Source organism: Variovorax sp. CF313, assembly GCF_000282635.1.
In the GTDB taxonomy this organism is placed as follows: domain Bacteria; phylum Pseudomonadota; class Gammaproteobacteria; order Burkholderiales; family Burkholderiaceae_C; genus Variovorax.
In genome coordinates this window covers 14,549-40,594 of sequence record NZ_AKIW01000094.1, presented here as the reverse complement: position 1 = coordinate 40,594, position 26,046 = coordinate 14,549, and the positions used below count along the sequence as shown (strand labels likewise).

Below are 26,046 nucleotides of genomic sequence, written 5' to 3'. Positions count from 1 at the left end.
CACAACCTCACGCATGCTCAAACAACGCATCCTCACGGCGATCGTGCTGCTCGCGATCCTGCTGCCGGCGCTGTTCTACCGAAACTACATCCCTTTTGCCTGCGTCATGCTGGTCTTGATCGGCGCGGCCGCTTGGGAGTGGGGGCGCCTGAACGGATACGGCCAGCGGCTGTCGGTATTCATCGGCTTCGAGATGGTGGTGCTGTGTGCGCTGTCCTGGTGGCTGGGGTTGCTGGAGCGGCCGCTGGTGCTGGTGTGGACCCTGGCCAGCGCAGCCTGGGTGCTGGGCGGTGCGGCCCTGCTGCGCGTGGCGGTGCCGGGCTGGCCCCGCATTCCGCGTGGGCTGCGGCTGGTCGGCGGCCTGCTTGCGCTCTGGGTGGCGTGGCTTGCCGCGGTGCAGGCGCGCATGATCGGCATCAACTTCCTGCTGTCGATCCTGGTGCTGGTATGGGTGGCCGACGTGTTCGCCTATTTCGCCGGCCGTGCCTTCGGCCTCAGGTTCACGCGCAACAAGCTCGCGCCCGCGATCAGTCCCGGCAAGAGCTGGGAAGGTGTCTGGGGCGGCATGATCGGCGTGGTGGTACTGGCCTTTGCCTGGGCCTGGGCCGACAAGGCAACCGGCGCCGCCGTGGCCAGCCTCTACACCCGTCTCAACGAGCGTGGCTGGTGGCTCCTGCTGCTCGCCGCGTTGTTCCTCTCGGCCATGAGCGTCGTGGGCGACCTCGTCGAATCTCTCATCAAGCGCAGTGCCGGCGCCAAGGACAGCAGCCGGCTGTTGCCCGGCCACGGTGGTGTTCTCGACCGCGTGGATGCCCTCTTGCCGGCGCTTCCCATTGCCATGATGCTGGCTTTCCTGTGAACTCACTCAGAAGACAACGCGTCACGGTGCTCGGCTCGACCGGCTCGGTCGGCGTGAGCACGCTCGACGTCATTTCGCGCCACCCCGAGCGCTTTGAGGTGTTCGCGCTTTCGGCTGCCACCAAGGTCGACGAGTTGCTGGCGCAGTGCGCCCAGTTCTTGCCGCGGTTCGCGGTGATGGCCAGCGCGCCGCATGCCGCGATGCTGGCTGAAAAGCTGAAGCAGAACAGCCTGAAGACAGTTGTCCTGATGGGTGACGATGCTCTCGAAACGATAGCGTCCCACGACGAAACGGATGCCGTCATGGCCGCCATCGTCGGTGCCGCAGGCCTGGGCCCGTGCCTGGCCGCCGCGCGCGCCGGCAAGCGCCTGCTGCTGGCCAACAAGGAGGCGCTGGTCGTCGGCGGCGAGCTCTTCATGCGTACCGTGCGCGAGGGCGGCGCCACGCTGCTGCCTATCGACAGCGAGCATTCGGCCATCTTCCAGTCGCTGCCCGAGGACCCATCCACCTGGGCACGGCGCATCGACAAGATCATCCTGACCGCCTCGGGCGGTCCGTTCCGTACGCGTGCTCCGGAAACCCTGGGCACGGTAACGCCCGAGCAGGCCTGTGCCCATCCGAACTGGGTCATGGGCCGCAAGATTTCGGTCGACTCGGCCACCATGATGAACAAGGCGCTCGAGGTGATCGAGGCGCGTCACCTGTTCGGCGTCTCGCCCGAGCAGATCGAGGTCGTCATCCATCCGCAGAGCGTGGTGCACTCGATGGTGCAGTTCACCGATGCATCGGTCATCGCACAGCTCGGTACGCCCGACATGCGGGTGCCGATCGCGGTGGGCCTGGCCTGGCCCGAACGCATAGAGAGCGGCGCCGCGCGGCTCGACTTCCGCCAGATGGCTTCGCTGACCTTCGATGCACCCGATGCGGCGCTCTTTCCAGGGCTGGGCCTGGCATGGCACGCACTGCGGGCCGCACCGGGCACGACGGCGGTGCTCAACGCTGCCAACGAGGTTGCGGTGGAAGCTTTCCTGAGCCGCCGCCTTCGGTTCGATTGCATTCATGCGGTCAACATGGAAACTTTGGAAGCAGTCTCTCCCTCCAAGCCGGCATCGCTGGCCGACCTGCTGGCGATCGATGCCAGCGCCCGTGCGGCGGCCAATGCCGCTGCGCTGCGCTTCGCAGCCTGACGTACCCCCTCAAGAGACCAAGGATCCCGATGCTGCTCACAGTCATAGCCTTCGTGGTCGCGCTCGGTGTCCTGATCGCGGTGCACGAATACGGGCACTACCGCGTGGCCGTTGCCTGTGGCGTCAAGGTCGAGCGCTTCTCCGTCGGATTCGGCAAGGCGCTGTTTCGCTGGCAACCGAAGCGCCAGCATCCGGGACAGCAGACCGAATTCGTCATCGGCGCCTTTCCATTGGGCGGCTACGTCAAGATGCTCGACGAGCGCGAAGGGCCGGTTGCGCCCGAAGAGCGTCATCGCGCCTTCAACACCCAGCCGCTGCGTTCGCGAGCGGCCATCGTTGCGGCGGGGCCTATTGCCAATCTGCTGCTGGCCGTCGTGCTTTACACCGCGGTCAACTGGATCGGCGTGCAGGAGCCGGTCGCCAGGCTTGCGCGGCCGGTGGCGGCTTCTCTGGCCGAGGCAGCGGGCCTGCGCGGTGGCGAACAGATCACCCGGGCGGGCTTCGATGGAGGCCTTTCACCGGTGCAGTCCTTCGAGGACCTGCGCTGGCGCATGACGCGCGGCGCGCTGGATGGACACGACCTGACGCTCGAAGTGGCGGGCGAGGGCGGGCGGCCGGCGCGGCAACTGGTGCTGCCGCTGAGCCGCATGGAGGCCAAGGACGCTGATCCTCAAATGTTCCGCAAGATCGGCGTGCTGGCACCTCTGACCAGGCCCGAGATCGGTGAAGTCATGGCAGGTGGCGCGGCCGAGAGTGCCGGTCTTCGCAACGGCGACGTGGTGCGTGCCATCGGCGGCACGGCCATCGTCGACGGGCAGCAGCTGCGTGAAGCGATCCGGGCGTCGGTCGATGGCGGCGAGCCGCGCACGCAGGCCTGGCAGGTCGAGCGCGGTGGCAGGTCGCTCACGATCGACGTGAAACCCGAGGTGCGGGAAGAGGGCGGCAACAAGGTCGGTCGCATCGGCGCGTACGTCGGTGCGCCGCCCGAAATGGTGACGGTGCGCCAGGGGCCGATCGACGGTGTCTGGCGCGGCGTAGTGCGCACCTGGGAGGTCTCCGCGCTGACTGTGCGCATGATGGGCAAGATGGTCATCGGCGAGGTTTCGCTCAAGAACCTGAGCGGTCCGCTCACGATCGCCGACTACGCGGGCAAGTCCGCAAGCCTCGGCTTCACTCAGTATCTGATCTTCCTGGCGCTCATCAGCGTGAGCCTCGGGGTCCTCAATCTCATGCCGCTGCCGGTCCTCGATGGTGGACACCTGATGTATTATCTTTGGGAGGGCCTGACCGGCAAGAGCGTCTCCGACGCCTGGATGGAACGGCTTCAGCGCGGGGGTGTGGCCCTGCTGCTGGTCATGATGTCGGTCGCACTCTTCAACGACGTCACGCGGCTCTTTGGTTAACTTTCAGCCGGCCCTTTCCGTGCCGGTTCAATTCACAGATGAACAAAAACTTCAGTCGCTTTCGCCTGCGTAGCGTTGCCGCGGTGGTCGCCAGTGCGCTCGCCGCCACGGCAGCTTGGGCCGTCGAGCCTTTCACGGTGCGCGACATTCGCGTCGAAGGCCTGCAACGCGTCGAAGCCGGCACGATCTTCGCATCGCTGCCGCTGCGCGTGGGCGATACCTACAGCGACGAGCGCGGCTCAGCCGCCATTCGTGCGCTGTTCGATCTGGGGTTGTTCAAGGATGTGCGCATCGACGTGAACGGCAACGTGCTGGTGGTGATCGTCGAAGAGCGGCCGACCATTGCAGACGTCGATTTCGTTGGTGCGAAGGAGTTCGACAAGGCGGCTCTGCAGAAGGCGCTGCGCGAAGTCGGTCTGGCTGATGGCCGTCCCTACGACAAGGCGCTGGCTGACCGTGCCGAGCAGGAACTCAAGCGCCAGTACGTGAGCAAGAGCCTCTACAACGCACAGGTCGTGACCACCGTCACGCCCATCGAGCGCAACCGCGTCAACCTGACCTTCACCGTGACCGAAGGCGATTCGGCCCGCATCCGCGAAGTGCACGTGGTGGGCAACAAGGCCTTCAGCGAATCGACGCTGCTGAGCCTGTTCGACCAGGACAGCGGCGGCTTCATGAGCTGGTACACCAAGTCGAACCAGTACTCGCGCGCCAAGCTCAACGCCGACCTCGAAACCCTGCGCTCGTACTACATCACGCGCGGCTATCTGGAGTTCCGCATCGACTCGACCCAGGTTGCCATCTCGCCGGACCGCAAGGACCTGACGGTGACCGTGAACATCACCGAAGGCGAGAAGTTCGTGGTGTCGAGCGTCAAGCTCGACGGCAACTACCTCGGCCGCGACGAGGAGTTCAAGTCGCTCATTACCATCAAGCCGGGCGAGCCCTACAACGGCGAGCAGGTCACCGAGACCACCAAGGCCTTCAACGACTATTTCGGCACCTTCGGCTACGCGTTCGCACGCGTGCAGGCGCGCCCCGAGATCGACCGTGTCAACAACCGGGTCGCGCTCACGCTGCAGGCCGAACCTTCGCGCCGCGTGTACGTGCGGCGCGTGTCGGTGGGCGGCAACAACAAGACCCGCGACGAAGTCATTCGCCGCGAGTTCCGCCAGTACGAGGCCTCCTGGTACGACGGCGACAAGATCAAGCTCTCGCGCGACCGCGTGGACCGCCTGGGGTTCTTCACCGAGGTGAATGTCGATACGCAGGAAGTGCCCGGCTCGCCTGATCAGGTGGACCTGACAGTCAACGTGGCCGAAAAGCCCACCGGCAGCCTGCAGCTCGGCGCCGGCTACTCGAGCGCCGAGAAGGTCGCACTGACCTTCGGTATTTCGCAGGAAAACGTGTTCGGCTCGGGCAACTTCCTGGGCGTGCAGGTCAACACCAGCAAGTACAACCGCACGTTGTCGCTGACGACGACCGATCCGTACTTCACGCCTGACGGCATCTCGCGCACGATCAGCGTGTATCACACGACGACACGGCCGTATTCGACGACCATCGACGGCGACTACAAGCTGGTCAACCAGGGCGCTTCCATCCGCTTTGGCGTTCCGTTCAGCGAGGTCGATACGGTCTTCTTCGGCATCGGCCTGGAGCGGTATGCGTTCGATCCGAACAAGACGACGGCACTCGCGGGCTTGACCACGCCGCGTTCCTACCTCGACTACTTCCAGTGCCATCTCAACACGAGCCCTGTGAGCAACGGCCCGCTGCTGCCGCCGACACCGGCCGGCTGGCTCGTTACGGGCTGCTCGCAGGACAGCGTCTGGGGCGTGCCGCTGAGCGTAGGCTGGGGCCGGGACAACCGCGACAGCGCGCTGATTCCGACCACCGGGCGGCTGCAGCGTGCCAACCTCGAACTGGGGGTGGCGGGCGACATGAAATACGTCAAGACGAACTACCAGTACCAGCAGTTCTTCGCGATCAACAAGCAGTACACCTTCTCGATCAACGGCGAAGTCGGCTATGCCAAGGCGCTGGGCGGCAAGGTCTATCCGATCTTCAAGAACTTCTACGCGGGTGGTCTCGGCTCCATTCGCGGCTTCGAGCAAAACTCGCTGGGTCCACGCGACGTGCCGCTGTTGGGCCAGAGCGAAGGTGCTGCTTTGGGCGGCACCAAGAAGGCCATCTTCAACGCGGAGCTGAGCACGCCGTTCCCGGGGGCCGGCAACGACCGCACGCTGCGCCTGTACGGCTTCTTCGACGTCGGCAATGTGTTCGGCTCGCGTGCCGCCGGACTGACCGACGAGCAATGGAAGGCCGAGAAGAAGCTGCGCGCTTCCGTCGGCCTGGGCATCAGCTGGATCTCGCCGCTGGGCCCGCTGCGCCTCGCCTACGCCTTCCCCATCAAGTCCCAGAAGGAAGTAGGGGTCCCGCTGACGCCCGGCTACATCCCGAAGGATAGAATTCAGCGCCTCCAATTCCAGATCGGAACGTCTTTCTAAATGAAGCATTTGATTCGCGCCGCGGCAGGCGTGTTGTTGATTCCCGCTCTCGCGTTCGCTGCGGTGCCCGCCCAGGCGCAGGAAACCTTTCGCATCGGTTTCGTGAACCCGGACCGCGTGCTGCGCGAGGCGCAGCCGGCCAAGACTGCCCAGGCAAAACTCGAAGCCGAATTCCTGAAGCGCGAGAAGGATCTGACTTCGCAGGGAGACGCCCTGAAAGCGGCCTCGGAGAAGTTCGAGCGCGAGGCACCCACCCTGTCGGAAAGCCAGCGGGCAGCGCGTCAGCGCGGGCTGGTTGACCAGGACCGCGACTTTCAGCGCAAGCGGCGCGAGTTCCAGGAAGACCTGAACTCGCGCAAGAATGAAGAGCTCCAGCAGGTCTACGAGCGCGCCAACCGCGTGGTGAAGCAGGTGGCCGAGGCCGAGAAGTACGACGCCATCCTGCAGGAGGCGATCTACATCAATCCGAAGCACGACATCACCGACAAGGTGATCAAGGCGCTGAACGCGTCGGTCAGCTCTTCTGCGCCTGCGGCCGGCAAGTAGCGCCGGGAGCCGGCGTGTCACTGCAGCTCGGAGCCATCGTTGACGCCCTTGGGGGCGAACTTCATGGCGATGCGGCGCTGTCCATCGAGCGGTTGGCGCCGCTGCAGAATGCGCAGCCCGATGCGCTCAGTTTCCTGAGCCATCCCAAATACCAGCAGGAATTGGCGGCTTCGAAGGCCGCTTGCGTGATCGTGTCGCCGGCCATGCGCGAGGCGGCTGCGGCGCGTGGCGCTTTCATCCTCACGCCGGATCCGTACTTCTACTTTGCCCGCCTGACACAGCTCTGGAAGGCGCACCACGCGCGTCCGGAAGCCGATCGCATCCATCCCAGCGCAGTGATCCATGCTGAGGCGCAAGTCGATGCCACTGCGCGCATCGGCGCGCTGTGCGTGGTGGAGCGGGGCGCGCGCATCGGTGCGGGCACTGTGCTGAAGTCCCGGGTGACGGTCAGCGAAGACTGCACCATCGGCGAGCGCTGCCTGCTGCACCCGGGCGTGGTCATCGGTGCCGACGGCTTCGGCCTGGCGCCGCACGAGGGGCGCTGGATCAAGATCGAACAGTTGGGTGCGGTGCGCATCGGCAACGACGTCGAGATCGGCGCCAACACCTGCATCGACCGCGGCGCGCTCGACGACACAGTGATCGACGACGGCGTGAAGCTCGACAACCTGATCCAGATCGGCCACAACGTGCGCGTCGGCAAGAACACCGCCATGGCGGGCTGTGTCGGCGTGGCTGGCAGCGCCACCATCGGTGCCAACTGCACCTTCGGCGGCGGCGCCATCGTGCTGGGCCATCTGACGGTGGCCGACGGCGTCCACGTGTCCGCCGCAACCGTGGTTACCCGTTCGATCCACAAGGCCGGCCAATACACCGGCATGTTTCCCATCGATGACAATGCGAGCTGGGAAAAGAATGCGGCAACGCTCAAGCAGTTGCACAGCCTGCGCGAACGACTGAAGGCGCTGGAGAAGGCTCCCTCGAAAAAATGACGACGATGCAGGAACAGAAAATCATGACAAAGCCAGCGATAGCGCTCGATATCCATCAAATCCTCAAGCTGCTGCCCCACCGCTACCCGTTCCTGCTGGTGGACCGCGTACTGGACATGGAAAAGGGCAAGCGCATCACGGCGCTGAAGAACGTGACGATGAACGAGCCGTTCTTCAACGGCCACTTCCCGCACCGTCCGGTGATGCCGGGCGTGCTGATGCTCGAAGCCATGGCCCAGGCCGCGGCCCTGCTGTCGTTCCACTCGCTCGACATCGTGCCGGACGACAACACCGTCTACTACTTTGCCGCCATCGACGGCGCACGCTTCAAGCGGCCCGTGGAGCCCGGTGACCAGTTGACGCTCGAAGTCGAGATCGAGCGCATGAAGGCCGGCATTTCCAAGTTCAAGGGCCGGGCCCTGGTGGGCAGCGAACTCGCCTGCGAGGCGACGCTGATGTGCGCCATGCGCCAGATCAACTGATCCGGCCGCAGTCGTTTCCACAAGGCATGACCCAGGTTCATTCGACCGCACTCGTCGACCCCCAGGCCGAACTCCACGCCTCGGTGTCGGTCGGTCCCTATACCGTGATCGGTCCGCACGTGCGGGTGGGCGCGGGCACTACCATCGGCGCGCATTGCGTGATCGAGGGGCGCACGACCATCGGGCGCGACAACAGGATCTTCCAGTTCTCGTCGCTCGGCGCCATTCCCCAGGACAAGAAGTACGCGGGCGAACCGACCGAGCTCGTTATCGGCGACCGCAACGTCATTCGCGAGTTCTGCACGTTCAATCTCGGCGTGCCGGGGGCGGGCGGCGTGACGCGCGTGGGCGACGACAACTGGATCATGGCGTACACGCACATCGCGCATGACTGCCAGGTCGACAACCACACCACGCTGTCCAACAACACCACGCTGGCCGGCCACGTTCACCTCGCAGACTGGGTGACGGTCGGCGGGCTCACCGGCATTCACCAGTTCGTCTCGGTGGGGGCGCATGCCATGCTCGGCTTCGCAAGCGCGGTGTCGCAGGACGTGCCGCCTTTCATGCTGGTCGACGGCAATCCGCTGGCAGTGCGCGGCTTCAACATCGTCGGCCTGCGGCGGCGCGACTTCTCTGCCCAGCGGCTTGCAGCGGTGAAGCAGATGCATCGCCTGCTATACCGTCAGGGCAAGACGCTCGAAGAAGCGCGCCTGGGCATTGCCGCGCTCGCGACGGAAATGCCGGAAGCTGCAGGTGACGTCGCGCTGATGGAGTCCTTCCTCGCCAACTCGACGCGCGGCATCGCGCGCTGACGTGACCGCGATGCAGAAGGACGGACAGCGACGCTTCGCGCTGGTCGCGGGCGAAGCCTCCGGCGATCTGCTCGCGGGTTTGCTGCTCGATGGCCTCAAGGCCCGTTGGCCGGATCTCCAGACCGTCGGCATCGGCGGCCCCCGCATGCTGGCCCACGGCTTCCAGAGCTGGTGGCCGCAGGAAAAGCTCGCGGTGCGCGGCTACGTCGAGGTGCTGCGGCACTATGCCGAGATCGCCGGCATCCGCCGCCAGCTGAAGACCCGTTTGCTGAGCGAACGGCCCGAGCTGTTCATCGGCGTCGATGCGCCCGATTTCAATCTCGATCTCGAAGCCGGGCTGCGCAGCCAGGGCATCAAGACCGTGCATTTCATCTGCCCTTCGATCTGGGCCTGGCGGCCGAAGCGCATCGAGAAGGTCCGGGCTGCAGCCGACCATGTGCTGTGCATCTTCCCGTTCGAGCCCGAACTGCTCGAAAAGCAGGGTGTTGCCGCGAGCTACGTGGGGCATCCGATTGCCAACGTGATCCCGATGACACCCGACCGCGCCGCGGCCCGCGCCGCGATCGGGTTGGCGTCCGAGGCTCAGGTCGTCGCCTTGTTGCCGGGCAGCCGCCGCTCCGAGATACGCTACCTGGCGGACCGATTCTTCGCCGCCGCCGCGCTGATGCAGAAGGCCCGGCCGGCGCTCCAGTTCGTGGCGCCCATCCTTCCGGGGCTGCGCTCCGAGGTCGAGGCCTTGCTCCAGGCCAGCGGCATGACGGGCCGGGTGAAGCTGCTCGATGGCCAGTCGCACACCGCACTGGCCGCCTGCGACGCCACGCTGATCGCCAGCGGCACCGCCACGCTCGAGGCGGCGCTGTTCAAGCGGCCGATGGTCATCGCCTACAACATGAACGCGCTCTCGTGGCGCCTGATGCAGCGCAAGCAGTTGCAGCCGTGGGTCGGCTTGCCCAACATCCTGTGCCGTCAGTTCGTGGTGCCCGAACTGCTGCAGGAAGCCGCCACGCCCGAGGCGCTGGCCCAGGCCACGCTCGCCTGGCTCGACGAGCCCGAAAAGACGCGGGCCCTGCAACAAAGATTTTCCGAGCTGCACGTGCAATTGCAGCGCGATACGCCGACACTTTGCGCCGATGCGATCCAGAAAGTTCTTGAAAGCTGAGCAAGCCCGTTTGGTGTGGGACGCGCCGGGCCTGCTCGCAGGCGTGGACGAGGCCGGTCGCGGCCCGCTGGCGGGCCCCGTGGTGGCCGCGGCGGTGATCCTCGACGACACCCGGCCGATCCGCGGACTGGCCGATTCCAAGACCCTCACACCTTTGCAGCGCGAGCGCCTGCACGACCAGATCCTGGCCAAGGCCCTTTGCTGCTCCATCGCCCAGGCGAGCGTCGAGGAAATCGATACGCACAACATCCTGCAGGCCACGATGCTTGCGATGCGGCGCGCGGTCGAGGGCTTGCGCCTGAAGCCGGCCAAGGTGCTGGTCGACGGCAACCGCCTGCCGACGCTGGACGTGCTGGCCGAAGCCGTGGTCAAGGGCGATGCGCTGGTCAAGGCGATTTCGGCTGCGTCCATCCTGGCCAAGGTCCATCGCGACCGTCTCTGCGAGCAATTGCACGTCGAATTTCCGAACTACGGCTTTGCCGGCCACAAGGGCTACGGCACGCCGGAGCACCTGGAAGCGCTGCAGCGCCACGGCGCCTGTGTGCATCACCGCAGGTCGTTCAGCCCGGTTGCCGCCGCGCTGGCTCGGACGGCAGCGGGTACCGCGCAGGTCGTCGAGACTGAGTCTGTCGCGCCCACGGTGTTCGCGGCAACGGTCGAGACCGTGCACCTCGACCTGCGCGCTGCGCCCTGACTCTCATGACCACCGATCCCGGCGCGAGCCTCATCAGTTCGCGCGACAACCCGCTCCTCAAGGACCTGCGCAAACTGGCCCAGGACCCGGGCGCCTATCGCAAGCTGCGCCGCATCTGGCTCGAAGGTGACCATCTGTGCCGGGCGGCGCTGGCGCGCGGCGTGAAGCCGGCGATTGCGGTGTTTTCGGAGTCTTTCTGGCCTACAGCCCCTGCCGAATGGGCAAGTAGCGCTATTAAAACCGTAGTAGTCAGCGACGATCTGCTGCGCGGCGCCAGCGGCCTGGAGTCGCCTGCGCCGATGGGCTTCGTGCTCGACCTGCCAGCGCGGCCGGAGCTGATCCCCGATGCGCCCAGCGTGGTGCTCGACCGTCTGCAGGACGCCGGCAACGCCGGCTCCATCCTTCGCAGCGCGGCCGCTTTCGGCTTCACCCAGGTGATCGCGCTCAAGGGTACGGCGGCCCTGTGGGCGCCGAAGGTGCTGCGTGCAGGCATGGGTGCGCATTTTGGCCTGCGGCTGATCGAAGGCGTGGACGCCGACGTGCTCGACGGCCTGAAAGTGCCGTTGGTGGCGACCAGTTCGCACCACGGCGAGTGGCTTCACAAGGCCGAGCTGCCGCATCCCTGCGCCTGGCTGATGGGCCATGAAGGGCAGGGCGTGTCGCCCGCGCTCGAGGCGCGCGCCACGCACCATATCCGCATCGCCCAGCCAGGCGGCGAGGAGTCGCTCAACGTCGCGGCAGCTGCCGCGATCTGCTTGCATGCGAGCGGAGCAGCCCTGCAGGCCAAATAACACACCCAGTCCGGGCTACAATCGGGGGCTTACTCGCCAATCAGCGTCGCCCGGCCGCCTTTAACGCCAAAATCCCCTGAAGCAGCAGTCCGCAGGCAACGCGCCTGGGGCTCCGGGCGACCGTAACCATCCGGAGAACCCAGTGCTTTTGTCTCTCAAGGGAAGTTTCCCGCCCGCCATCCTGGCGCTCGCAGACGGCACGGTCTTTCAAGGCAATTCGATCGGAGCCACCGGCTCCACGACCGGTGAAGTGGTGTTCAACACCGCCATGACCGGTTACCAGGAAATCCTCACCGACCCGAGCTACTGCCAGCAGATCGTGACCCTCACGTATCCGCACATTGGCAACTACGGCGTCAACGGTGAAGACATCGAAGCCGACAAGATCCATGCCGCGGGCCTGATCATCAAGGACCTGCCCCTCGTCGCCTCCAACTTCCGCAAGACCACCACGCTGACCGAGTACCTCGTGTCCGGCAACACGGTGGCCATTGCGAACATTGACACCCGCAAGCTCACGCGACACCTGCGCACCCACGGCGCGCAGAACGGCTGCATCCTGGGCCTGGCCGCGGGCGAGACCGTGACGCAGGCGCTGATCGACAAGGCCATCGCCGCAGCCAAGGCCGCGCCGAGCATGTCGGGCCTCGACCTCGCCAAGGTGGTGTCGGTCACGCAGACCTACGAATGGACTGAAACCGAGTGGAAGCTCGGCGCGGGCTACGGCGTGCAGATCACACCGAAGTTCCACGTCGTCGCCTTCGACTACGGCGTCAAGAAGAACATCCTGCGCATGATCGCGCAGCGCGGCGCGCGCATCACCGTGGTGCCGGCACAGACGCCCGCGGCCGACGTGCTCAAGCTCAAGCCCGATGGCATCTTCCTGGCCAACGGCCCCGGTGACCCGGAGCCTTGCGACTACGCCATCAGCGCCGTCAAGGAACTGATCGAGACCGGCATCCCGACCTTCGGCATCTGCCTGGGCCACCAGATCATGGCGCTGGCCTCGGGCGCCAAGACCTTCAAGATGAAGTTCGGCCACCACGGCGCGAACCATCCGGTGAAGGACCTCGACAACGGCCGCGTGAGCATCACCAGCCAGAACCACGGCTTCGCGGTCGACGAGAAGTCGCTGCCGGCTACCCTGCGTCCCACCCACATCAGCCTGTTCGACAACACGCTGCAGGGCCTGGCGCGCACCGACAAGCCCGCGTTCTGCTTCCAGGGCCACCCTGAAGCCTCGCCCGGCCCGCACGATATCGGCTACCTGTTCGATCGCTTCACGGCACTCATGGAAAAGCACAAGACGGAGAGCAAGAATGCCTAAGCGCACAGACCTCAAATCGATCCTCATCATCGGCGCCGGCCCGATCATCATCGGCCAGGCCTGCGAGTTCGACTACTCCGGCGTGCAAGCCTGCAAGGCGCTGCGCGAAGAGGGCTACAAGGTCATCCTGATCAACAGCAACCCCGCGACGATCATGACCGACCCGGCCACGGCCGACGTCACCTACATCGAGCCCATCACCTGGCAGACGGTCGAGAAAATCATCGCCAAGGAACGCCCCGACGCGATCCTGCCGACCATGGGCGGCCAGACCGCGCTGAACTGCGCGCTCGACCTCTGGCGCAACGGCGTGCTCGACAAGTACACGGGCGCGGCCACCAACAAGCCAGTCGAACTCATCGGCGCCACGCCCGAAGCCATCGACAAGGCCGAGGACCGTCTGAAGTTCAAGGACGCGATGACCAAGATCGGTCTCGGTTCGGCGCGCTCGGGCATCGCCCACACGATGGACGAAGCCTGGGCCGTGCAGAAGACGCTCGGTTTCCCGACCGTGATCCGCCCCAGCTTCACGCTCGGCGGCACGGGCGGCGGCATCGCCTACAACCCCGACGAATTCGAGACCATTTGCAAGCGCGGCATCGAAGCCTCGCCGACCAACGAGCTGCTGATCGAAGAATCGCTGCTCGGCTGGAAGGAGTACGAGATGGAAGTCGTGCGCGACAAGGCCGACAACTGCATCATCGTCTGCTCGATCGAGAATCTCGACCCCATGGGCGTGCACACCGGCGACTCGATCACCGTGGCACCGGCGCAGACGCTGTCCGACAAGGAATACCAGATCCTGCGCAACGCCTCGCTGGCCGTGCTGCGCGAGATCGGCGTCGACACCGGCGGTTCGAACGTGCAGTTCTCCATCAACCCGAAGGACGGCCGCATGGTCGTCATCGAGATGAACCCGCGCGTGTCGCGTTCGTCGGCGCTGGCCTCCAAGGCCACGGGCTTCCCGATCGCCAAGGTCGCGGCCAAGCTGGCCGTGGGCTACACGCTCGACGAGCTGCGCAACGAAATTACCGGCGGCGCCACGCCCGCGTCGTTCGAGCCCTCGATCGACTACGTGGTCACCAAGATCCCGCGTTTCGCGTTCGAGAAATTCCCGCAGGCCGACTCGCGCCTGACGACGCAGATGAAGTCGGTGGGCGAGGTGATGGCCATGGGCCGCACTTTCCAGGAGTCGTTCCAGAAGGCCCTGCGCGGCCTCGAAGTGGGCGTCGACGGCCTGAACGAGAAGACGCAGGACCGCGAAGTGCTCGAAAAGGAACTGGGCGAGCCCGGTCCCGAGCGCATCTGGTACGTGGGCGATGCCTTCGCCATGGGCCTGAGCGTCGATGAGGTGTTCGCGCTGACCAAGATCGACCCGTGGTTCCTGGTGCAGATCGAAGAGATCGTGAAGATCGAACTCGAGCTGGAAACCAAGTCGCTCGACCAGATCGACAAGGACACGCTGCTCGCGCTGAAGAAGAAGGGCTTCTCCGACCGCCGCCTGGCCAAGCAGCTCAAGACCACCGACACGGCCATCCGCGAGAAGCGCCGTGCCCTGGGCGTGCGCCCGGTCTACAAGCGCGTGGACACCTGCGCGGCCGAGTTCGCGACCAACACGGCCTACATGTACTCGACCTACGAGGACGAGTGCGAAGCCGATCCGACCGACAAGAAGAAAATCATGGTGCTCGGCGGCGGTCCCAACCGCATCGGCCAGGGCATCGAGTTCGATTACTGCTGCGTGCACGCTGCGCTCGCCATGCGCGAGGACGGCTACGAGACCATCATGGTCAACTGCAACCCGGAGACCGTGTCGACCGACTACGACACGTCCGACCGGCTGTACTTCGAGCCGCTGACGCTCGAAGACGTGCTCGAGATCGTCGACCGCGAAAAGCCGCTCGGCGTGATCGTGCAGTACGGCGGCCAGACGCCGCTGAAGCTCGCGCTCGACCTCGAAGCCAACGGCGTGCCGATCATCGGCACCTCGCCCGACATGATCGACGCGGCCGAAGATCGCGAGCGCTTCCAGAAGCTGTTGCATGAACTGGGCCTGCGCCAGCCGCCGAACGCCACGGCGCGCACCGAACCCGAGGCGCTCGAAAAGGCTGCGGCGCTGGGCTACCCGCTGGTGGTGCGCCCGAGCTACGTGCTCGGCGGCCGCGCGATGGAAATCGTGCACGAGCAGCGCGACCTCGAGCGCTACATGCGCGAAGCGGTCAAGGTCAGCAACGACTCGCCGGTGCTGCTCGACCGCTTCCTGAACGACGCTGTCGAGTGCGATGTCGACTGCATCCGCGACGCCGAAGGCGCCACGCTGATCGGTGGCGTGATGGAGCACATCGAACAGGCCGGTGTGCATTCGGGCGACTCTGCCTGTTCGCTGCCGCCCTATAGCCTGAGCGCAGAAACCATCGCTGAACTGAAGCGCCAGAGCGCCGCGATGGCCAAGGCTCTGAACGTGGTCGGCCTGATGAACGTGCAGTTCGCGATCCAGCAGAAAGACGGCAAGGACGTCATCTACGTACTGGAAGTGAACCCGCGCGCTTCTCGCACCGTGCCCTACGTGAGCAAGGCCACCGGCATCCAGCTCGCCAAGGTGGCGGCACGCTGCATGGCCGGCCAGTCGCTCAAGTCGCAGGGAGTGACGAAGGAAGTCACGCCGCCGTATTTCAGCGTGAAGGAAGCCGTGTTCCCGTTCGTCAAGTTCCCGGGCGTGGACACCATCCTCGGCCCCGAAATGAAGTCGACCGGCGAAGTGATGGGTGTGGGCAAGACCTTCGGCGAAGCCTTCGTGAAGTCGCAGCTCGGCGCGGGCACACACCTGCCGAAGTCGGGCAAGGTCTTCATCTCGGTGAAGAACAACGACAAGGCGCGTGCCGTGGAAGTGGCGCGCGGACTCGTCAAGCTGGGCTTCGAGATCATCGCCACCAAGGGCACGGCTGCCGCCATCGGCGCCGCCGGCATCGAATGTGCGACGGTGAACAAGGTGACCGAAGGCCGCCCGCACATCGTGGACATGATCAAGAACAACGAGATTGCGCTGGTCATCAACACGGTGGAAGAGCGCCGCAATGCGATCACCGATTCGCGGCAAATCCGCACTTCGGCGCTGCTGGCGCGCGTGACCACGTTTACCACGATCTTCGGCGCCGAAGCCGCGGTGGAAGGCATGGGCTTCATGGACGAGCTGGGCGTGATCTCGGTGCAGGAGATGCACGCGCAGCTGGCTGCCGCCTGAGCGCCGTCATGGAAACGCAGCTCGTCGAACTGGGCCTGAGCGACTGGAACGCGGCCACGCCGAACGAGGCGTGGATCGCGGAGCTGGAAGCGGGCAAGGTGCTGTATTTCCCGCGCCTGAGCTTCGAGCTGCTGCCCGAAGAGCGCAGCCTGCTCACGCCGAGCCTGCTGTCGCCGGATGTGCGCAACATCAGCCTCGATGCCAATGGCAAGCTCAAGGGCGCTGTCGGCGACGAGGCGGTGCAGCGCAAGGCCGCGGCGATGGTGGGGCGCTTCCGGGCGCAGGCCACGCAGCTCATTCATGGGCTGCTGCCGCACTACGCGCCAGCCTTGCGGCTGGCGCCCACGAGCTACCGGCCGGCGCAGGTCGAGACGCGCGTGCAGTCGTGGCGCGCGGACGATCGGCGTTTGCACGTCGATGCGTTCCCGTCGCGTCCCAACTACGGCGAGCGCATCCTGCGTGTGTTCACCAATGTCAATCCTGAAGGCGCACCGCGCGTGTGGCGGGTGGGCGAGCCTTTCGAGAACATCGCGAAGCGCTTCCTGCCGCGCGCCAAGCCGTATGTGCGCTGGCAAGCCAGGCTGCTGCAGGCGCTGCACGTGACCAAGTCGTTCCGCAGCGAGTACGACCACCTGATGCTGCAGCTGCACGACGGCATGAAATCGGACATGGCGTACCAGGAAAACTCGCCGCAGGAAAAGGCCGAGTTCCCGCCGGGCTCGGTGTGGGTGTGCTTCTCCGACCAGACCTCGCACGCCGTGATGGCGGGCCAGTACATGCTCGAGCAGACCCTTCATCTGGCCGCTTCGAAGCAATACAATCCCGACTCGAGCCCGCTCGCCATCCTGAGCCGGCTGACCGGACGCAATCTCGTCTGACCTGTCCCCCCAATCGACCGCCGAACGGCATCGTTCGGCGGTTTCGCTTTATGGAGAACCAAACATGGCCACCATTCCAATTACCAAGCGCGGTGCCGAAAAGCTGCGCGCCGAACTTCACCAGCTCAAGACGGTGGACCGTCCCTGGGTCATCAACGCCATCTCCGAAGCGCGCGCCCAGGGCGACCTGAGCGAGAACGCCGAATACGAAGTCGCCAAGGACCGCCAGGGCTTCATCGAAGGCCGCATCCAGGAGGTCGAAGGCAAGCTGTCGGCCGCGCAGATCATCGATCCCAGCGAGCTCGATGCCGGTGGCAAGGTGGTGTTCGGCTCCACCGTGGAGCTCGAAGAGGAAGAGACCGGCGACGCGGTGAAGTACCAGATCGTTGGTGAAGACGAAGCCGACCTCAAGCTCGGCCTGATCAACATTTCCAGCCCGATCGCGCGTGCGCTGATCGGCAAGGAAGAAGGCGACACCGCCGAAGTGCAGGCGCCCGGCGGACTCAAGCGCTACGAGATCGTGGCCGTGCGCTACCTCTGATTCTTCGACCCGTGAAAGACCGCATTGCGCTGATGCTGGCCGCCTTCTGGTGGGGCAGCCTCACCACGATCGGCTTCCTGGTGGTGCCGATGCTGTTCGCGAAGCTGGGCAATCCATCGGTGGCGGGCAACTTCGCCGGCCAGTTGTTCGAGGCGCAGAGCTGGATCGCAATTGCCTGCGGACTGATCCTGCTGATCCATTTCAGGTCCAAGGCCGACGAGCGCATGGACGGGCCGGCAATGACGGCGATCTTCTTCATCCTGGGAGCGCTGTTGCTGGCGCTGCTTCAGCAGTACGCCGTGGCGCCGCGCATCCTGGCGCGCGAGAACCTCAAGTTGTGGCACGCCGTGGGCACCGGCATGTACTTCGTGCAGTGGCTGTGTACCGGCGTGCTGCTATGGCGCATGGGCGCCCGCAAGCCGGGCTGAAGTGCAGAGGCGGCAATTGCCGCCTCGTGCCTCTCACTCTTTCCAATACTTGGCGACCCAGCCCGCAGGCCGGATGTACCGGAAGGCCCGGTTGCGGCGGCCTGCCAGCGCATCCGGCGGGTTGCACTCGCCATGGAACACCATGATGCGCGCGCCCTCGGGCACGAAGGGCTCTTCCCAGTAGTTGGTTGGCCAGGTCGGGATGCCGTGGTACTTGAAGCTCGGGCACCAGGCGTCAGGCCAGTAGGCCAGCTTGCCCTGCTTGTGGAGCACGTCGGAGAGGTAGGCCTGCTCGTTGCGGTACTCGGCCTGGACCTTGTCCATGTTGGCGCGGAAATACGCCAGCACGTCGGCATGGGCGCCCAACTCGAAACGGTAGACCGACGAATTGCCGGTGACCCGCTCGCGTCGCCAGGGGCGGGCGTAGTCGTGAATGATCAGGAATTCGCCGGGCTGTTCGAAGAAGGCGTCCAGGCTGCCGACGACCACCACGTCGAGGTCGAGGAAGAGAGCGGTGCCGCGCAGGCCGTGCAGGTCCTGCTCGAAGGTCGTGAGCTTCTTCCAGGCGCCATCGCGCTGGCCCGGGGCCAGGTGCAGATTGAGGGGCGGGATCGGCAGGCACGTCACCTCGGGGTGGATGCCGTTGCCGTCGTCGGTCAGGCACACGAACTTGAAGTCGCCGCGGAGGTTGCGGCGCACCATCGCGTAGAGCCGGTTGACGTATTCGGGGCCGTATTTCGTGCCCCATTTCATGCAGAGGATGTGGCGCTGGGCGCCTTGCGCTGCCACCAAGCTCAGTCCGCCTGGTTGCGCTTCTTGGCCGACAGCGGCCGCTTTGCCTTGGCGCGCTTGATGGTGCCGCCGGGGGTGAGGCGCTGATTGCCGAGCACGCGCAGGGTCTTGATTTCGGGGCGCTGGCCGCCGCGCTTGCTGTACTTGACGATCTTGACGTCGCGCGGGCCGGGCATGCGGTCTTCATCGACCACGCGTTCCTTTTCGGGCTTCGGGCGCCACAGCACCAGCAGCTTGCCGATGTGCTGGATCGGGGCCGCGCCGAGTTCGTCGGACAGCTCTCGCAGCATGGCGTCGCGGGCGAGGCGGTCGTCGGAAAAGACCCGGACCTTGATCAGGCCATGGGCCTTGAGCGCCGCATCGGCCTCTTTTTTTACGGCAGGGGTGAGCCCGTCTCCACCGACCATGACGATCGGATCCAGGTGGTGAGCTTCGGCGCGGTGCACCTTGCGCTCGGCAGGGGTAAGTTGAATGGCGGGCATCCCCGTATTATCGACGCGTACACGAAGACCTTCATGAGCACCAAAGCCAAAAGCAAAAAAGTCAACAAGGCGTGGCTGCACGACCATATCAACGACCCCTACGTGAAACTCGCCACCAAGGAGGGTTATCGCGCACGCGCCGCCTACAAGCTCAAGGAGATCGACGAGTCGCTCGGGCTCGTCAAGCCGGGGCAGCTGGTGGTGGACCTCGGTTCTACCCCGGGCGCCTGGAGCCAGTACCTGCGCCGGCGCATGTCGCCCGGCGGGGCGGCGGCCGGCGAGCTCAACGGCACCATCGTTTCGCTCGACATCCTGCCGATGGAGCCCATCGAGGGCGTGACCTTCCTCCAGGGGGATTTCCGCGAAGACGCGCTGCTGCAACAGTTGCTGGGCGTGCTGGCGGGCCGAAAGGCCGACCTGGTGGTGTCGGACATGGCGCCCAACCTGTCAGGCATCCATTCGGCCGACGCCGCCCGCGTGGCTCACCTGATCGAGCTTGCGATCGACTTCGCCCAGCACCATCTGAAGCCTGAAGGAGCGCTGGTGGCCAAGCTGTTCCACGGCAGCGGCTACGACGATCTGGTGAAGCTTTTCAAGGCGAATTTCCGCATCGTCAAGCCGTTCAAGCCGAAGGCATCGCGGGACAAATCGGCTGAAACCTTCCTGGTCGGAGTGGGCCTCAAGGCCTCGGATACGCCTTGATACCTTGCTGCGCAGGGGCGCGTCCGGGGCACAAACCCATGCCAGCCTATCGCCGCATTAGGGAAATGCCCGCTTTTCGCAGCTTGAAAAGCCTAAAATGGGTCGCAATTGCGTACCCATAGCGCGTTTTTCATCTGTCTGTCACGCGCTTTAGCCTGGAGCTTCGTTTGAACAATCAGTGGTTTTCCAAAGTTGCCGTATGGCTCGTCATTGCCATGGTGTTGTTCACTGTGTTCAAGCAGTTCGACACCCGCGGCAGCGTCGGTTCGGGGACAGTCAGCTATTCCGAGTTCCTGGACCAGGTCCGGAACAACCAGGTCAAGAGCGCCATCATTCCTGAGGGCGCTGCCGGCGGTGAAATCGTCGCCGTCACCAACGACGATCGCAAGATCCGCACGACCGCCACGGTGCTCGACCGCGGCCTCGTGGGCGATCTGATCGATCACAACGTCAAGTTCGACGTCAAGCCGCGCGAAGAGGGCTCGCTCCTCATGACGCTGCTGGTCAGTTGGGGGCCGATGCTGCTGCTGATCGGCGTCTGGATCTATTTCATGCGACAGATGCAGGGCGGCGGCAAGGGCGGGGCGTTCAGCTTCGGCAAGAGCAAGGCCCGCATGATGGACGAGAACAACAACACGGTCACTTTTGCCGACGTCGCGGGCTGCGACGAGGCCAAGGAAGAGGTCCGTGAAGTGGTCGACTTCCTGAAAGACCCGCAACGCTTCCAGAAGCTCGGCGGCCGCATTCCGCGTGGTCTGCTGCTGGTCGGTCCCCCAGGCACCGGCAAGACGCTGCTGGCCAAGTCGATCGCCGGTGAAGCCAAGGTGCCTTTCTTCTCGATCTCGGGTTCCGACTTCGTTGAAATGTTCGTCGGCGTCGGCGCCGCCCGTGTCCGCGACATGTTCGAGAACGCCAAGAAGAACGCGCCCTGCATCATCTTCATCGACGAAATCGATGCGGTGGGCCGTCAGCGCGGCGCCGGTCTCGGCGGCGGCAACGACGAGCGGGAGCAAACCCTCAACCAGATGCTGGTCGAGATGGACGGTTTCGAAACCAACCTCGGCGTGATCGTGGTGGCTGCCACCAACCGCCCCGACATCCTGGACGCCGCTTTGCTGCGCCCCGGCCGCTTCGACCGCCAGGTCTACGTCACGCTGCCCGACATCCGCGGCCGCGAGCAGATCCTCGGCGTGCACATGCGCAAGGTCCCGCTGGGCCAGGACGTGAACCCGAGCGTGATCGCCCGCGGCACGCCCGGCATGTCGGGTGCCGACCTGGCCAACCTCTGCAACGAAGCAGCCCTCATGGCCGCACGCCGCAATGCGCGCGTGGTCGAGATGCAGGACTTCGAGAAGGCCAAGGACAAGATCTTCATGGGCCCCGAGCGCAAGAGCATGGTCATGCCCGAGGAAGAGCGCCGCAACACGGCCTACCACGAGTCCGGCCACGCCCTCATCGGCAAGCTGCTGCCCAAGTGCGACCCGGTCCACAAGGTCACGATCATTCCGCGCGGCCGTGCCCTCGGCGTGACCATGAGCCTGCCTTCGCAGGACCGCTACAGCTACGACCGCGAATACATGCTCAACCAGATCAGCATGCTGTTCGGTGGCCGCATCGCCGAGGAAGTGTTCATGCACCAGATGACCACGGGCGCCAGCAACGACTTCGAGCGCGCGACCTCCATTGCCCGCGACATGGTCACGCGCTACGGCATGACCGATGCGCTGGGCCCGATGGTCTACGCCGAGAACGAAGGCGAAGTGTTTCTGGGCCGCTCGGTCACCAAGACCACGAACATGAGCGAACAGACCATGGAAAAGGTCGACAGCGAGGTGCGCCGCATCATCGACGAGCAGTACGCACTGGCGCGTCGCCTGATCGAAGAGAACAGCGACAAGATGCACGCCATGGCCAAGGCGCTGCTCGAATGGGAAACCATCGACAGCGAACAGCTCGACGACATCATGGCCGGCCGTGCGCCGCGCCCGCCCAAGGATTGGACGCCGCGCATCCCGCCTTCGGGCAGTGGCGGCAGCGGCGGCACGCCGGCGGTCAATCCCGACCCGGCGCCCACTGCGGCTTGAAGTGGACTTGGCAGCAAGCAACAACGGGGCCTCTGGCCCCGTTTTCCATGGAGAGGTCTGGCAGACCTCACGTTTTCGCATCGACCTCGCGCAGCCGCGCGTGATGGGCATCGTCAACGTCACGCCCGACTCCTTCTCCGATGGCGGTGCCCACGCTTCCACCGGCAGCGCGCTGAAGCACTGCGAGCAGCTGCTGAAGGAGGGCGCCGACATCCTCGACATCGGCGGTGAATCGACCCGCCCAGGGAGCCCTGCGGTGCCGCTCGAGGCCGAGCTGGCACGCGTGCTGCCCGTGGTGCGCGAGGCAGTGAAGCTGAACGCGCCGATCTCCATCGACACCTACAAGCCCGAGGTCATGCGTGCCGTGCTCGATCTGGGCGCTGACATCGTCAACGACATCTGGGCGCTGCGCCAGCCGGGCGCGCGCGAAGCCGTCTCGGCGCACCCTTCGTGCGGCATCTGCCTGATGCACATGCATCGGGACCCGCAGACCATGCAGGCCGTGCCCATGGCGGGCGACGTGATCCCGGCAGTGCTGTCTTTCCTCGGGGAGCAGGCGCAACTTCTTCGTGCGGCGGGAGTCGATTCTTCGCGCATCCTGCTCGACCCCGGCGTTGGGTTCGGCAAGACCGTGATGCAGAATTTCGCCTTGCTGGCGCGCCAGCGCGAGTTGCTCGCCGGCGGTTACCCGCTGCTGCTGGGCTGGTCGCGTAAGTCGTCCATCGGCGCCGTCACGGGCATCGAGGTGGCGGGCGAGCGCATGGTACCCAGCGTCGCCGCGGCGGTGCTGGCCGTGGACCGCGGCGCGGCCGTGGTGCGCGTGCATGACGTGCGCGACACAGTGGCCGCCCTCGCCGTGTGGCGAGCAATGAAGGCGACACAAGAACCACAACAAAGAAAAGAGGAAACCACATGACCCGCAAATATTTCGGCACCGACGGCATCCGCGGCACTGTCGGCCAGGCGCCCATCACGCCCGATTTCGTGCTGCGCCTCGCACATGCCGTGGGCCGCGTGCTCAAGAGAACCCAGGCGCGTCCCACGGTGCTGATCGGCAAGGACACGCGCATCTCGGGCTACATGCTTGAGTCGGCGCTCGAGTCGGGCTTCAATTCGGCGGGCGTCGATGTGGTGCTGCTCGGCCCGTTGCCGACGCCCGGCGTGGCGTACCTCACGCGCGCCCAGCGCGCGAGCCTGGGCGTGGTGATCAGCGCGAGCCACAACGCCTACCCCGATAACGGCATCAAGTTCTTCAGCGCGCAGGGCACCAAGCTCGACGACGCCTGGGAACTGGCTGTCGAGGCGGCATTGGAGGAAGCGCCGGTATGGGCAGCCTCCGCCGACCTGGGCAAGGCCCGCCGCCTCAACGACGCGCCGGGGCGCTACATCGAGTTCTGCAAGAGCACCTTCGCCAACGACCTGACCCTGCGCGACATGAAGCTGGTCGTCGACGCGGCGCACGGCGCGGCGTATCAGGTCGCGCCCAACGTGTTCCACGAACTGGGTGCGGAGGTCAGCAGCATCGGCGTTTCGCCCGACGGGCTCAACATCAACAAGGGCTTCGGCGCCACGCATCCACAGGCCTTGGTGACCGCGGTGACGACGCAGCAGGCCGACTATGGCATCGCCCTCGACGGCGACGCCGACCGCCTGCAGCTGGTGGATGCCAGCGGGCGCCTGTTCAATGGCGACGAGCTGCTCTACCTCATGGTGGCCGAGCGCATCGCGCGCGGCGAGAAGCCGGCGGGCGTGGTCGGCACGCTCATGACCAACAAGGCCGTCGAAGTGGCGCTGCGCGGGCAGGGCATCGAGTTCGTGCGTGCCAAGGTCGGCGACCGCTACGTGCTCGAAGAGCTGGACAAGCGCGGCTGGCTGCTGGGCGGCGAAGGTTCCGGCCATCTGCTGGCGCTCGATCGCCACACCACGGGCGATGGCATCGTGAGCGCACTGCAGGTGCTGCAGGCCTGCGTGCGCAGCGGCAAGACAGTGGCGCAGCTGCTCGAAGGCGTCACGCTGTTCCCGCAGACGCTGATCAACGTGCGCCTGTCTCCGGACCAGGACTGGAAGTCCAACAAGGCGCTCGCGAGCGAAACCCAGCGCATCGAGGCGGAACTTGGCGACAGCGGCCGCGTGCTGATCCGTGCGAGCGGCACCGAGCCGCTGGTGCGGGTGATGGTCGAGGCGCGCGATGCGGCACAAGCCGACTCGTACGCCCAGCGCCTGGCGGCCACGCTGGGCTGATCGGCGCGCATCGCATGTCGACGCCTGGCCACGCCGCGATCGCGACCCTGATCGCCGACTATCGCAATCCCGCGCACGCCGAGGCTGTCGTGTCCCTGCTGGACAGCTATGCCCGCGATCCGGCTGGTGGCAGCACGCCGCTCGACGCGGCCGTGCGCGAAGCCTTGCCTGCGGCGCTGGCAGCGCGCCCGCAGGCCTTCAGCGTGCTGGCCTACGACGGCGAGCGGGTCGTGGGCCTCATCAACTGCATCGAAGGCTTCTCGACCTTTGCCTGCAAGCCGCTGGTGAACGTGCACGATGTGGTCGTGCTGGCCGGCCATCGCGGGCAGCGCGTGGCGCAGAAGATGTTCGCTCAGGTGGAGCAGGAGGCGCGCAGGCGCGGCGCCTGCAAGCTCACGCTCGAAGTGCTGTCGGGCAACGCGCCCGCGCTGCGCGCCTATGAACGCGACGGGTTCGTGAGCTATCAGCTCGATCCGGCGTTCGGCAGGGCCGTCTTCCTGCAGAAGAAGCTCTGAAAAGAAAAAGGGCCGAGGCGTACCTGTCGCCGTCGGCCCTCACCCCAACCCTCTCCCCCGGGAAGAGGGGCAAGTCAGATCAGAAACGTGTTACCGGCATTTCGGCATCGCCCGCCTTGGTCGGGGCGTACTTGCCCAGCTCCCACTTGGCGATTGCATTGCGGTGCACTTCGTCCGGGCCGTCCGCAAAGCGCAGCGTGCGCGCACCGGCATAGGCGGCCGCAAGCGGGAAGTCGTCGCACATGCCGCCGCCGCCGTGGACCTGCATGGCCCAGTCGATCACCTGGCAGGCCATCGACGGCGCCACCACCTTGATCATGGCGATCTCGTTCTTGGCGACCTTGTTGCCGGCCACGTCCATCAGCCAGGCGGCCTTCAGCGTGAGCAGGCGAGCCATGTCGATCTTGCAGCGGGCTTCGGCGATGCGTTCCTGCGTCACGGTCTGCGAGGCCACGGTCTTGCCGAAGGCCACGCGCGACGAGGCGCGCTTGCACATCAGTTCGAGCGCGCGCTCGGCCAGGCCGATCAGGCGCATGCAGTGGTGGATGCGTCCAGGGCCGAGGCGGCCCTGGGCGATTTCGAAGCCACGGCCTTCGCCCAGCAGAATGTTGTTGACCGGCACGCGCACGTTCTCGAAGTACATCTCGACGTGGCCGTGCGGCGCATCGTCGTAGCCCATCACGTTCAGCGGGCGCACGATGCGGATGCCCTTGGCATCGGCCGGCACGATGACCATGCTCTGCTGCGAGTGGCGCGGCGCATCGGGGTCGCTCTTGCCCATGGTGATGAAGACGGCGCAGCGCGGGTCGGCCGCACCCGAAATCCACCATTTGTGACCGTTGATCACGTATTCGTCGCCCTGGCGTTCGATGCGCGTGGCGATGTTGGTGGCATCGCTCGATGCCACTTCGGGCTCGGTCATCGCGAAGGCCGAGCGAATCTGACCTTCGAGCAGCGGCTTGAGCCAGCGGGCCTTGATTTCTTCCGAGCCGTAGCGCGCGACGGTCTCCATGTTGCCGGTGTCGGGCGCCGAGCAGTTGAAGGCTTCGCTCGCCCATGGCACCGCGCCCATGATCTCGGCCAGCGGGGCGTATTCCTGGTTGGTCAGCCCCGCGCCCTCATAGCCCGAGGCGGCGGCGCTGTCGACCGGCAGGAACAGGTTCCACAGGCCCTGGGCCTTGGCCTTTTCCTTGAGCTTCTCGACGGTCTTGAGAGCCGACCAGCGCTTGCCGGCGACCGTGTTGGCGGCCAGTTCGGCGTGGTACTCGGCTTCGGCCGGATAGATGTGGTCGTCCATGAATGCCTGGACGCGTTTCTGCAGGTCTTTGGTCTTGGCCGAGTATTCGAAATCCATCTTCGTCTCCTGGTGGGTGTGGG

24 protein-coding genes are annotated in these 26,046 nt (G+C 65.5%); 21 read left to right on the top strand and 3 right to left on the bottom strand.

From position 1 onward, the window contains the following. Nucleotides 1–13: 13 nt before the first annotated feature. From PMI12_RS22375 to PMI12_RS22300, 16 genes are all read left to right on the top strand, one after another. The gene (locus tag PMI12_RS22375) at nucleotides 14–859 is read left to right on the top strand and encodes a phosphatidate cytidylyltransferase (RefSeq protein ID WP_007836989.1); all 846 of its coding nucleotides are present in this window, start codon (nucleotides 14–16) and stop codon (nucleotides 857–859) included. Further along, complete coding sequence (gene ispC / locus PMI12_RS22370; RefSeq protein WP_042674030.1) at nucleotides 856–2,046, top strand: 1-deoxy-D-xylulose-5-phosphate reductoisomerase; 1,191 nt, start codon at nucleotides 856–858, stop codon at nucleotides 2,044–2,046. Before PMI12_RS22375 ends, ispC begins: the two co-directional genes overlap by 4 nt. Before the next feature lie 29 nt (nucleotides 2,047–2,075). Further along, nucleotides 2,076–3,449, top strand: a complete 1,374-nt coding sequence (rseP, locus tag PMI12_RS22365; RefSeq protein WP_007836985.1) for an RIP metalloprotease RseP — start codon at nucleotides 2,076–2,078, stop codon at nucleotides 3,447–3,449. 38 nt (nucleotides 3,450–3,487) lie between these two features. After that, the gene (gene bamA, locus PMI12_RS22360; protein WP_007836984.1) at nucleotides 3,488–5,959 is read left to right on the top strand and encodes an outer membrane protein assembly factor BamA; all 2,472 of its coding nucleotides are present in this window, start codon (nucleotides 3,488–3,490) and stop codon (nucleotides 5,957–5,959) included. Next, on the top strand, nucleotides 5,960–6,505 hold the full coding sequence (locus PMI12_RS22355; RefSeq protein WP_007836983.1) for an OmpH family outer membrane protein: 546 nt from the start codon (nucleotides 5,960–5,962) through the stop codon (nucleotides 6,503–6,505). A gap of 14 nt (nucleotides 6,506–6,519) precedes the next feature. Next, nucleotides 6,520–7,497, top strand: coding sequence for a UDP-3-O-(3-hydroxymyristoyl)glucosamine N-acyltransferase (gene lpxD / locus PMI12_RS22350; RefSeq protein ID WP_007836982.1), 978 nt, complete (start codon nucleotides 6,520–6,522; stop codon nucleotides 7,495–7,497). A gap of 23 nt (nucleotides 7,498–7,520) precedes the next feature. Then, nucleotides 7,521–7,979 carry a 3-hydroxyacyl-ACP dehydratase FabZ gene (gene fabZ, locus PMI12_RS22345; RefSeq protein ID WP_007836981.1) on the top strand — a complete coding sequence of 153 codons (459 nt, stop codon included), beginning with the start codon at nucleotides 7,521–7,523 and terminating at the stop codon, nucleotides 7,977–7,979. Between the two features lie 26 nt (nucleotides 7,980–8,005). After that, nucleotides 8,006–8,794, top strand: a complete 789-nt coding sequence (lpxA, locus tag PMI12_RS22340) for an acyl-ACP--UDP-N-acetylglucosamine O-acyltransferase (RefSeq protein WP_007836980.1) — start codon at nucleotides 8,006–8,008, stop codon at nucleotides 8,792–8,794. Between the two features lie 10 nt (nucleotides 8,795–8,804). Further along, a complete protein-coding gene (gene lpxB, locus PMI12_RS22335) occupies nucleotides 8,805–9,953 on the top strand; it encodes a lipid-A-disaccharide synthase (RefSeq protein WP_007836979.1) in 1,149 nt (382 codons plus the stop codon). Then, complete coding sequence (gene rnhB, locus PMI12_RS22330; protein WP_042674028.1) at nucleotides 9,925–10,647, top strand: ribonuclease HII; 723 nt, start codon at nucleotides 9,925–9,927, stop codon at nucleotides 10,645–10,647. Before lpxB ends, rnhB begins: the two co-directional genes overlap by 29 nt. A 5-nt stretch (nucleotides 10,648–10,652) precedes the next feature. Continuing rightward, nucleotides 10,653–11,438 carry a TrmH family RNA methyltransferase gene (locus PMI12_RS22325; RefSeq protein ID WP_007836977.1) on the top strand — a complete coding sequence of 262 codons (786 nt, stop codon included), beginning with the start codon at nucleotides 10,653–10,655 and terminating at the stop codon, nucleotides 11,436–11,438. Nucleotides 11,439–11,580: 142 nt separating this feature from the next. Continuing rightward, nucleotides 11,581–12,765 (top strand): glutamine-hydrolyzing carbamoyl-phosphate synthase small subunit, encoded by a 1,185-nt coding sequence (carA, locus tag PMI12_RS22320; RefSeq protein ID WP_007836976.1) that lies wholly within the window; start codon nucleotides 11,581–11,583, stop codon nucleotides 12,763–12,765. Next, the gene (carB, locus tag PMI12_RS22315; RefSeq protein ID WP_007836975.1) at nucleotides 12,758–16,006 is read left to right on the top strand and encodes a carbamoyl-phosphate synthase large subunit; all 3,249 of its coding nucleotides are present in this window, start codon (nucleotides 12,758–12,760) and stop codon (nucleotides 16,004–16,006) included. Before carA ends, carB begins: the two co-directional genes overlap by 8 nt. 8 nt (nucleotides 16,007–16,014) lie before the next feature. After that, entirely contained in the window at nucleotides 16,015–16,884 is an 870-nt protein-coding gene (locus PMI12_RS22310; RefSeq protein WP_007836974.1) for a Kdo hydroxylase family protein, read from the top strand. Between the two features lie 64 nt (nucleotides 16,885–16,948). Further along, nucleotides 16,949–17,425 carry a transcription elongation factor GreA gene (greA, locus tag PMI12_RS22305; RefSeq protein ID WP_007836973.1) on the top strand — a complete coding sequence of 159 codons (477 nt, stop codon included), beginning with the start codon at nucleotides 16,949–16,951 and terminating at the stop codon, nucleotides 17,423–17,425. Between the two features lie 11 nt (nucleotides 17,426–17,436). Beyond that, on the top strand, nucleotides 17,437–17,853 hold the full coding sequence (locus tag PMI12_RS22300) for a DUF4149 domain-containing protein (protein WP_042674026.1): 417 nt from the start codon (nucleotides 17,437–17,439) through the stop codon (nucleotides 17,851–17,853). Nucleotides 17,854–17,886: 33 nt separating this feature from the next. On the opposite strand, the gene PMI12_RS22295 is transcribed toward PMI12_RS22300, so the two are convergent. Then, nucleotides 17,887–18,645, bottom strand: a complete 759-nt coding sequence (locus tag PMI12_RS22295) for a hypothetical protein (protein WP_007836971.1) — start codon at nucleotides 18,643–18,645, stop codon at nucleotides 17,887–17,889. Nucleotides 18,646–18,647: 2 nt separating this feature from the next. After that, nucleotides 18,648–19,127: a YhbY family RNA-binding protein gene (locus tag PMI12_RS22290; RefSeq protein ID WP_042674024.1), complete on the bottom strand. Its 480-nt coding sequence runs from the start codon at nucleotides 19,125–19,127 to the stop codon at nucleotides 18,648–18,650. A gap of 33 nt (nucleotides 19,128–19,160) precedes the next feature. Here PMI12_RS22290 and PMI12_RS22285 point away from each other — a divergent pair, with 33 nt between their 5' ends. From PMI12_RS22285 to PMI12_RS22265, 5 genes are all read left to right on the top strand, one after another. Then, nucleotides 19,161–19,829, top strand: a complete 669-nt coding sequence (locus PMI12_RS22285; RefSeq protein WP_042674023.1) for an RlmE family RNA methyltransferase — start codon at nucleotides 19,161–19,163, stop codon at nucleotides 19,827–19,829. A 167-nt stretch (nucleotides 19,830–19,996) separates the two neighbouring features. After that, nucleotides 19,997–21,913 (top strand): ATP-dependent zinc metalloprotease FtsH, encoded by a 1,917-nt coding sequence (ftsH, locus tag PMI12_RS22280; protein ID WP_007836965.1) that lies wholly within the window; start codon nucleotides 19,997–19,999, stop codon nucleotides 21,911–21,913. 103 nt (nucleotides 21,914–22,016) lie between these two features. Then, nucleotides 22,017–22,829 (top strand): dihydropteroate synthase, encoded by an 813-nt coding sequence (gene folP / locus PMI12_RS22275; protein WP_007836963.1) that lies wholly within the window; start codon nucleotides 22,017–22,019, stop codon nucleotides 22,827–22,829. Next, nucleotides 22,826–24,154, top strand: a complete 1,329-nt coding sequence (glmM, locus tag PMI12_RS22270) for a phosphoglucosamine mutase (protein ID WP_007836960.1) — start codon at nucleotides 22,826–22,828, stop codon at nucleotides 24,152–24,154. The genes folP and glmM overlap by 4 nt, the downstream gene beginning before the upstream one ends. 14 nt (nucleotides 24,155–24,168) lie before the next feature. Next, nucleotides 24,169–24,669 carry a GNAT family N-acetyltransferase gene (locus PMI12_RS22265; protein WP_007836959.1) on the top strand — a complete coding sequence of 167 codons (501 nt, stop codon included), beginning with the start codon at nucleotides 24,169–24,171 and terminating at the stop codon, nucleotides 24,667–24,669. Between the two features lie 79 nt (nucleotides 24,670–24,748). Here PMI12_RS22265 and PMI12_RS22260 read toward each other — a convergent pair whose 3' ends face one another. Continuing rightward, nucleotides 24,749–26,023: an acyl-CoA dehydrogenase family protein gene (locus PMI12_RS22260; RefSeq protein ID WP_007836957.1), complete on the bottom strand. Its 1,275-nt coding sequence runs from the start codon at nucleotides 26,021–26,023 to the stop codon at nucleotides 24,749–24,751. Nucleotides 26,024–26,046: the final 23 nt, after the last annotated feature.

What these genes read in the sequence shown, in the direction of transcription:
- PMI12_RS22375 (WP_007836989.1), top strand. Translation starts at nt 14, where the DNA reads ATGCTCAAACAACGCATCCTCACGGCGATCGTGCTGCTCGCGATCCTG.
- rseP (WP_007836985.1), top strand. Translation starts at nt 2,076, where the DNA reads ATGCTGCTCACAGTCATAGCCTTCGTGGTCGCGCTCGGTGTCCTGATC.
- bamA (WP_007836984.1), top strand. Translation starts at nt 3,488, where the DNA reads ATGAACAAAAACTTCAGTCGCTTTCGCCTGCGTAGCGTTGCCGCGGTG.
- PMI12_RS22355 (WP_007836983.1), top strand. Translation starts at nt 5,960, where the DNA reads ATGAAGCATTTGATTCGCGCCGCGGCAGGCGTGTTGTTGATTCCCGCT.
- fabZ (WP_007836981.1), top strand. Translation starts at nt 7,521, where the DNA reads ATGACAAAGCCAGCGATAGCGCTCGATATCCATCAAATCCTCAAGCTG.
- lpxA (WP_007836980.1), top strand. Translation starts at nt 8,006, where the DNA reads ATGACCCAGGTTCATTCGACCGCACTCGTCGACCCCCAGGCCGAACTC.
- lpxB (WP_007836979.1), top strand. Translation starts at nt 8,805, where the DNA reads ATGCAGAAGGACGGACAGCGACGCTTCGCGCTGGTCGCGGGCGAAGCC.
- rnhB (WP_042674028.1), top strand. Translation starts at nt 9,925, where the DNA reads ATGCGATCCAGAAAGTTCTTGAAAGCTGAGCAAGCCCGTTTGGTGTGG.
- PMI12_RS22325 (WP_007836977.1), top strand. Translation starts at nt 10,653, where the DNA reads ATGACCACCGATCCCGGCGCGAGCCTCATCAGTTCGCGCGACAACCCG.
- carB (WP_007836975.1), top strand. Translation starts at nt 12,758, where the DNA reads ATGCCTAAGCGCACAGACCTCAAATCGATCCTCATCATCGGCGCCGGC.
- PMI12_RS22310 (WP_007836974.1), top strand. Translation starts at nt 16,015, where the DNA reads ATGGAAACGCAGCTCGTCGAACTGGGCCTGAGCGACTGGAACGCGGCC.
- greA (WP_007836973.1), top strand. Translation starts at nt 16,949, where the DNA reads ATGGCCACCATTCCAATTACCAAGCGCGGTGCCGAAAAGCTGCGCGCC.
- PMI12_RS22290 (WP_042674024.1), bottom strand. Translation starts at nt 19,127, where the DNA reads ATGCCCGCCATTCAACTTACCCCTGCCGAGCGCAAGGTGCACCGCGCC.
- PMI12_RS22285 (WP_042674023.1), top strand. Translation starts at nt 19,161, where the DNA reads ATGAGCACCAAAGCCAAAAGCAAAAAAGTCAACAAGGCGTGGCTGCAC.
- folP (WP_007836963.1), top strand. Translation starts at nt 22,017, where the DNA reads ATGGGCATCGTCAACGTCACGCCCGACTCCTTCTCCGATGGCGGTGCC.
- glmM (WP_007836960.1), top strand. Translation starts at nt 22,826, where the DNA reads ATGACCCGCAAATATTTCGGCACCGACGGCATCCGCGGCACTGTCGGC.
- PMI12_RS22265 (WP_007836959.1), top strand. Translation starts at nt 24,169, where the DNA reads ATGTCGACGCCTGGCCACGCCGCGATCGCGACCCTGATCGCCGACTAT.
- PMI12_RS22260 (WP_007836957.1), bottom strand. Translation starts at nt 26,023, where the DNA reads ATGGATTTCGAATACTCGGCCAAGACCAAAGACCTGCAGAAACGCGTC.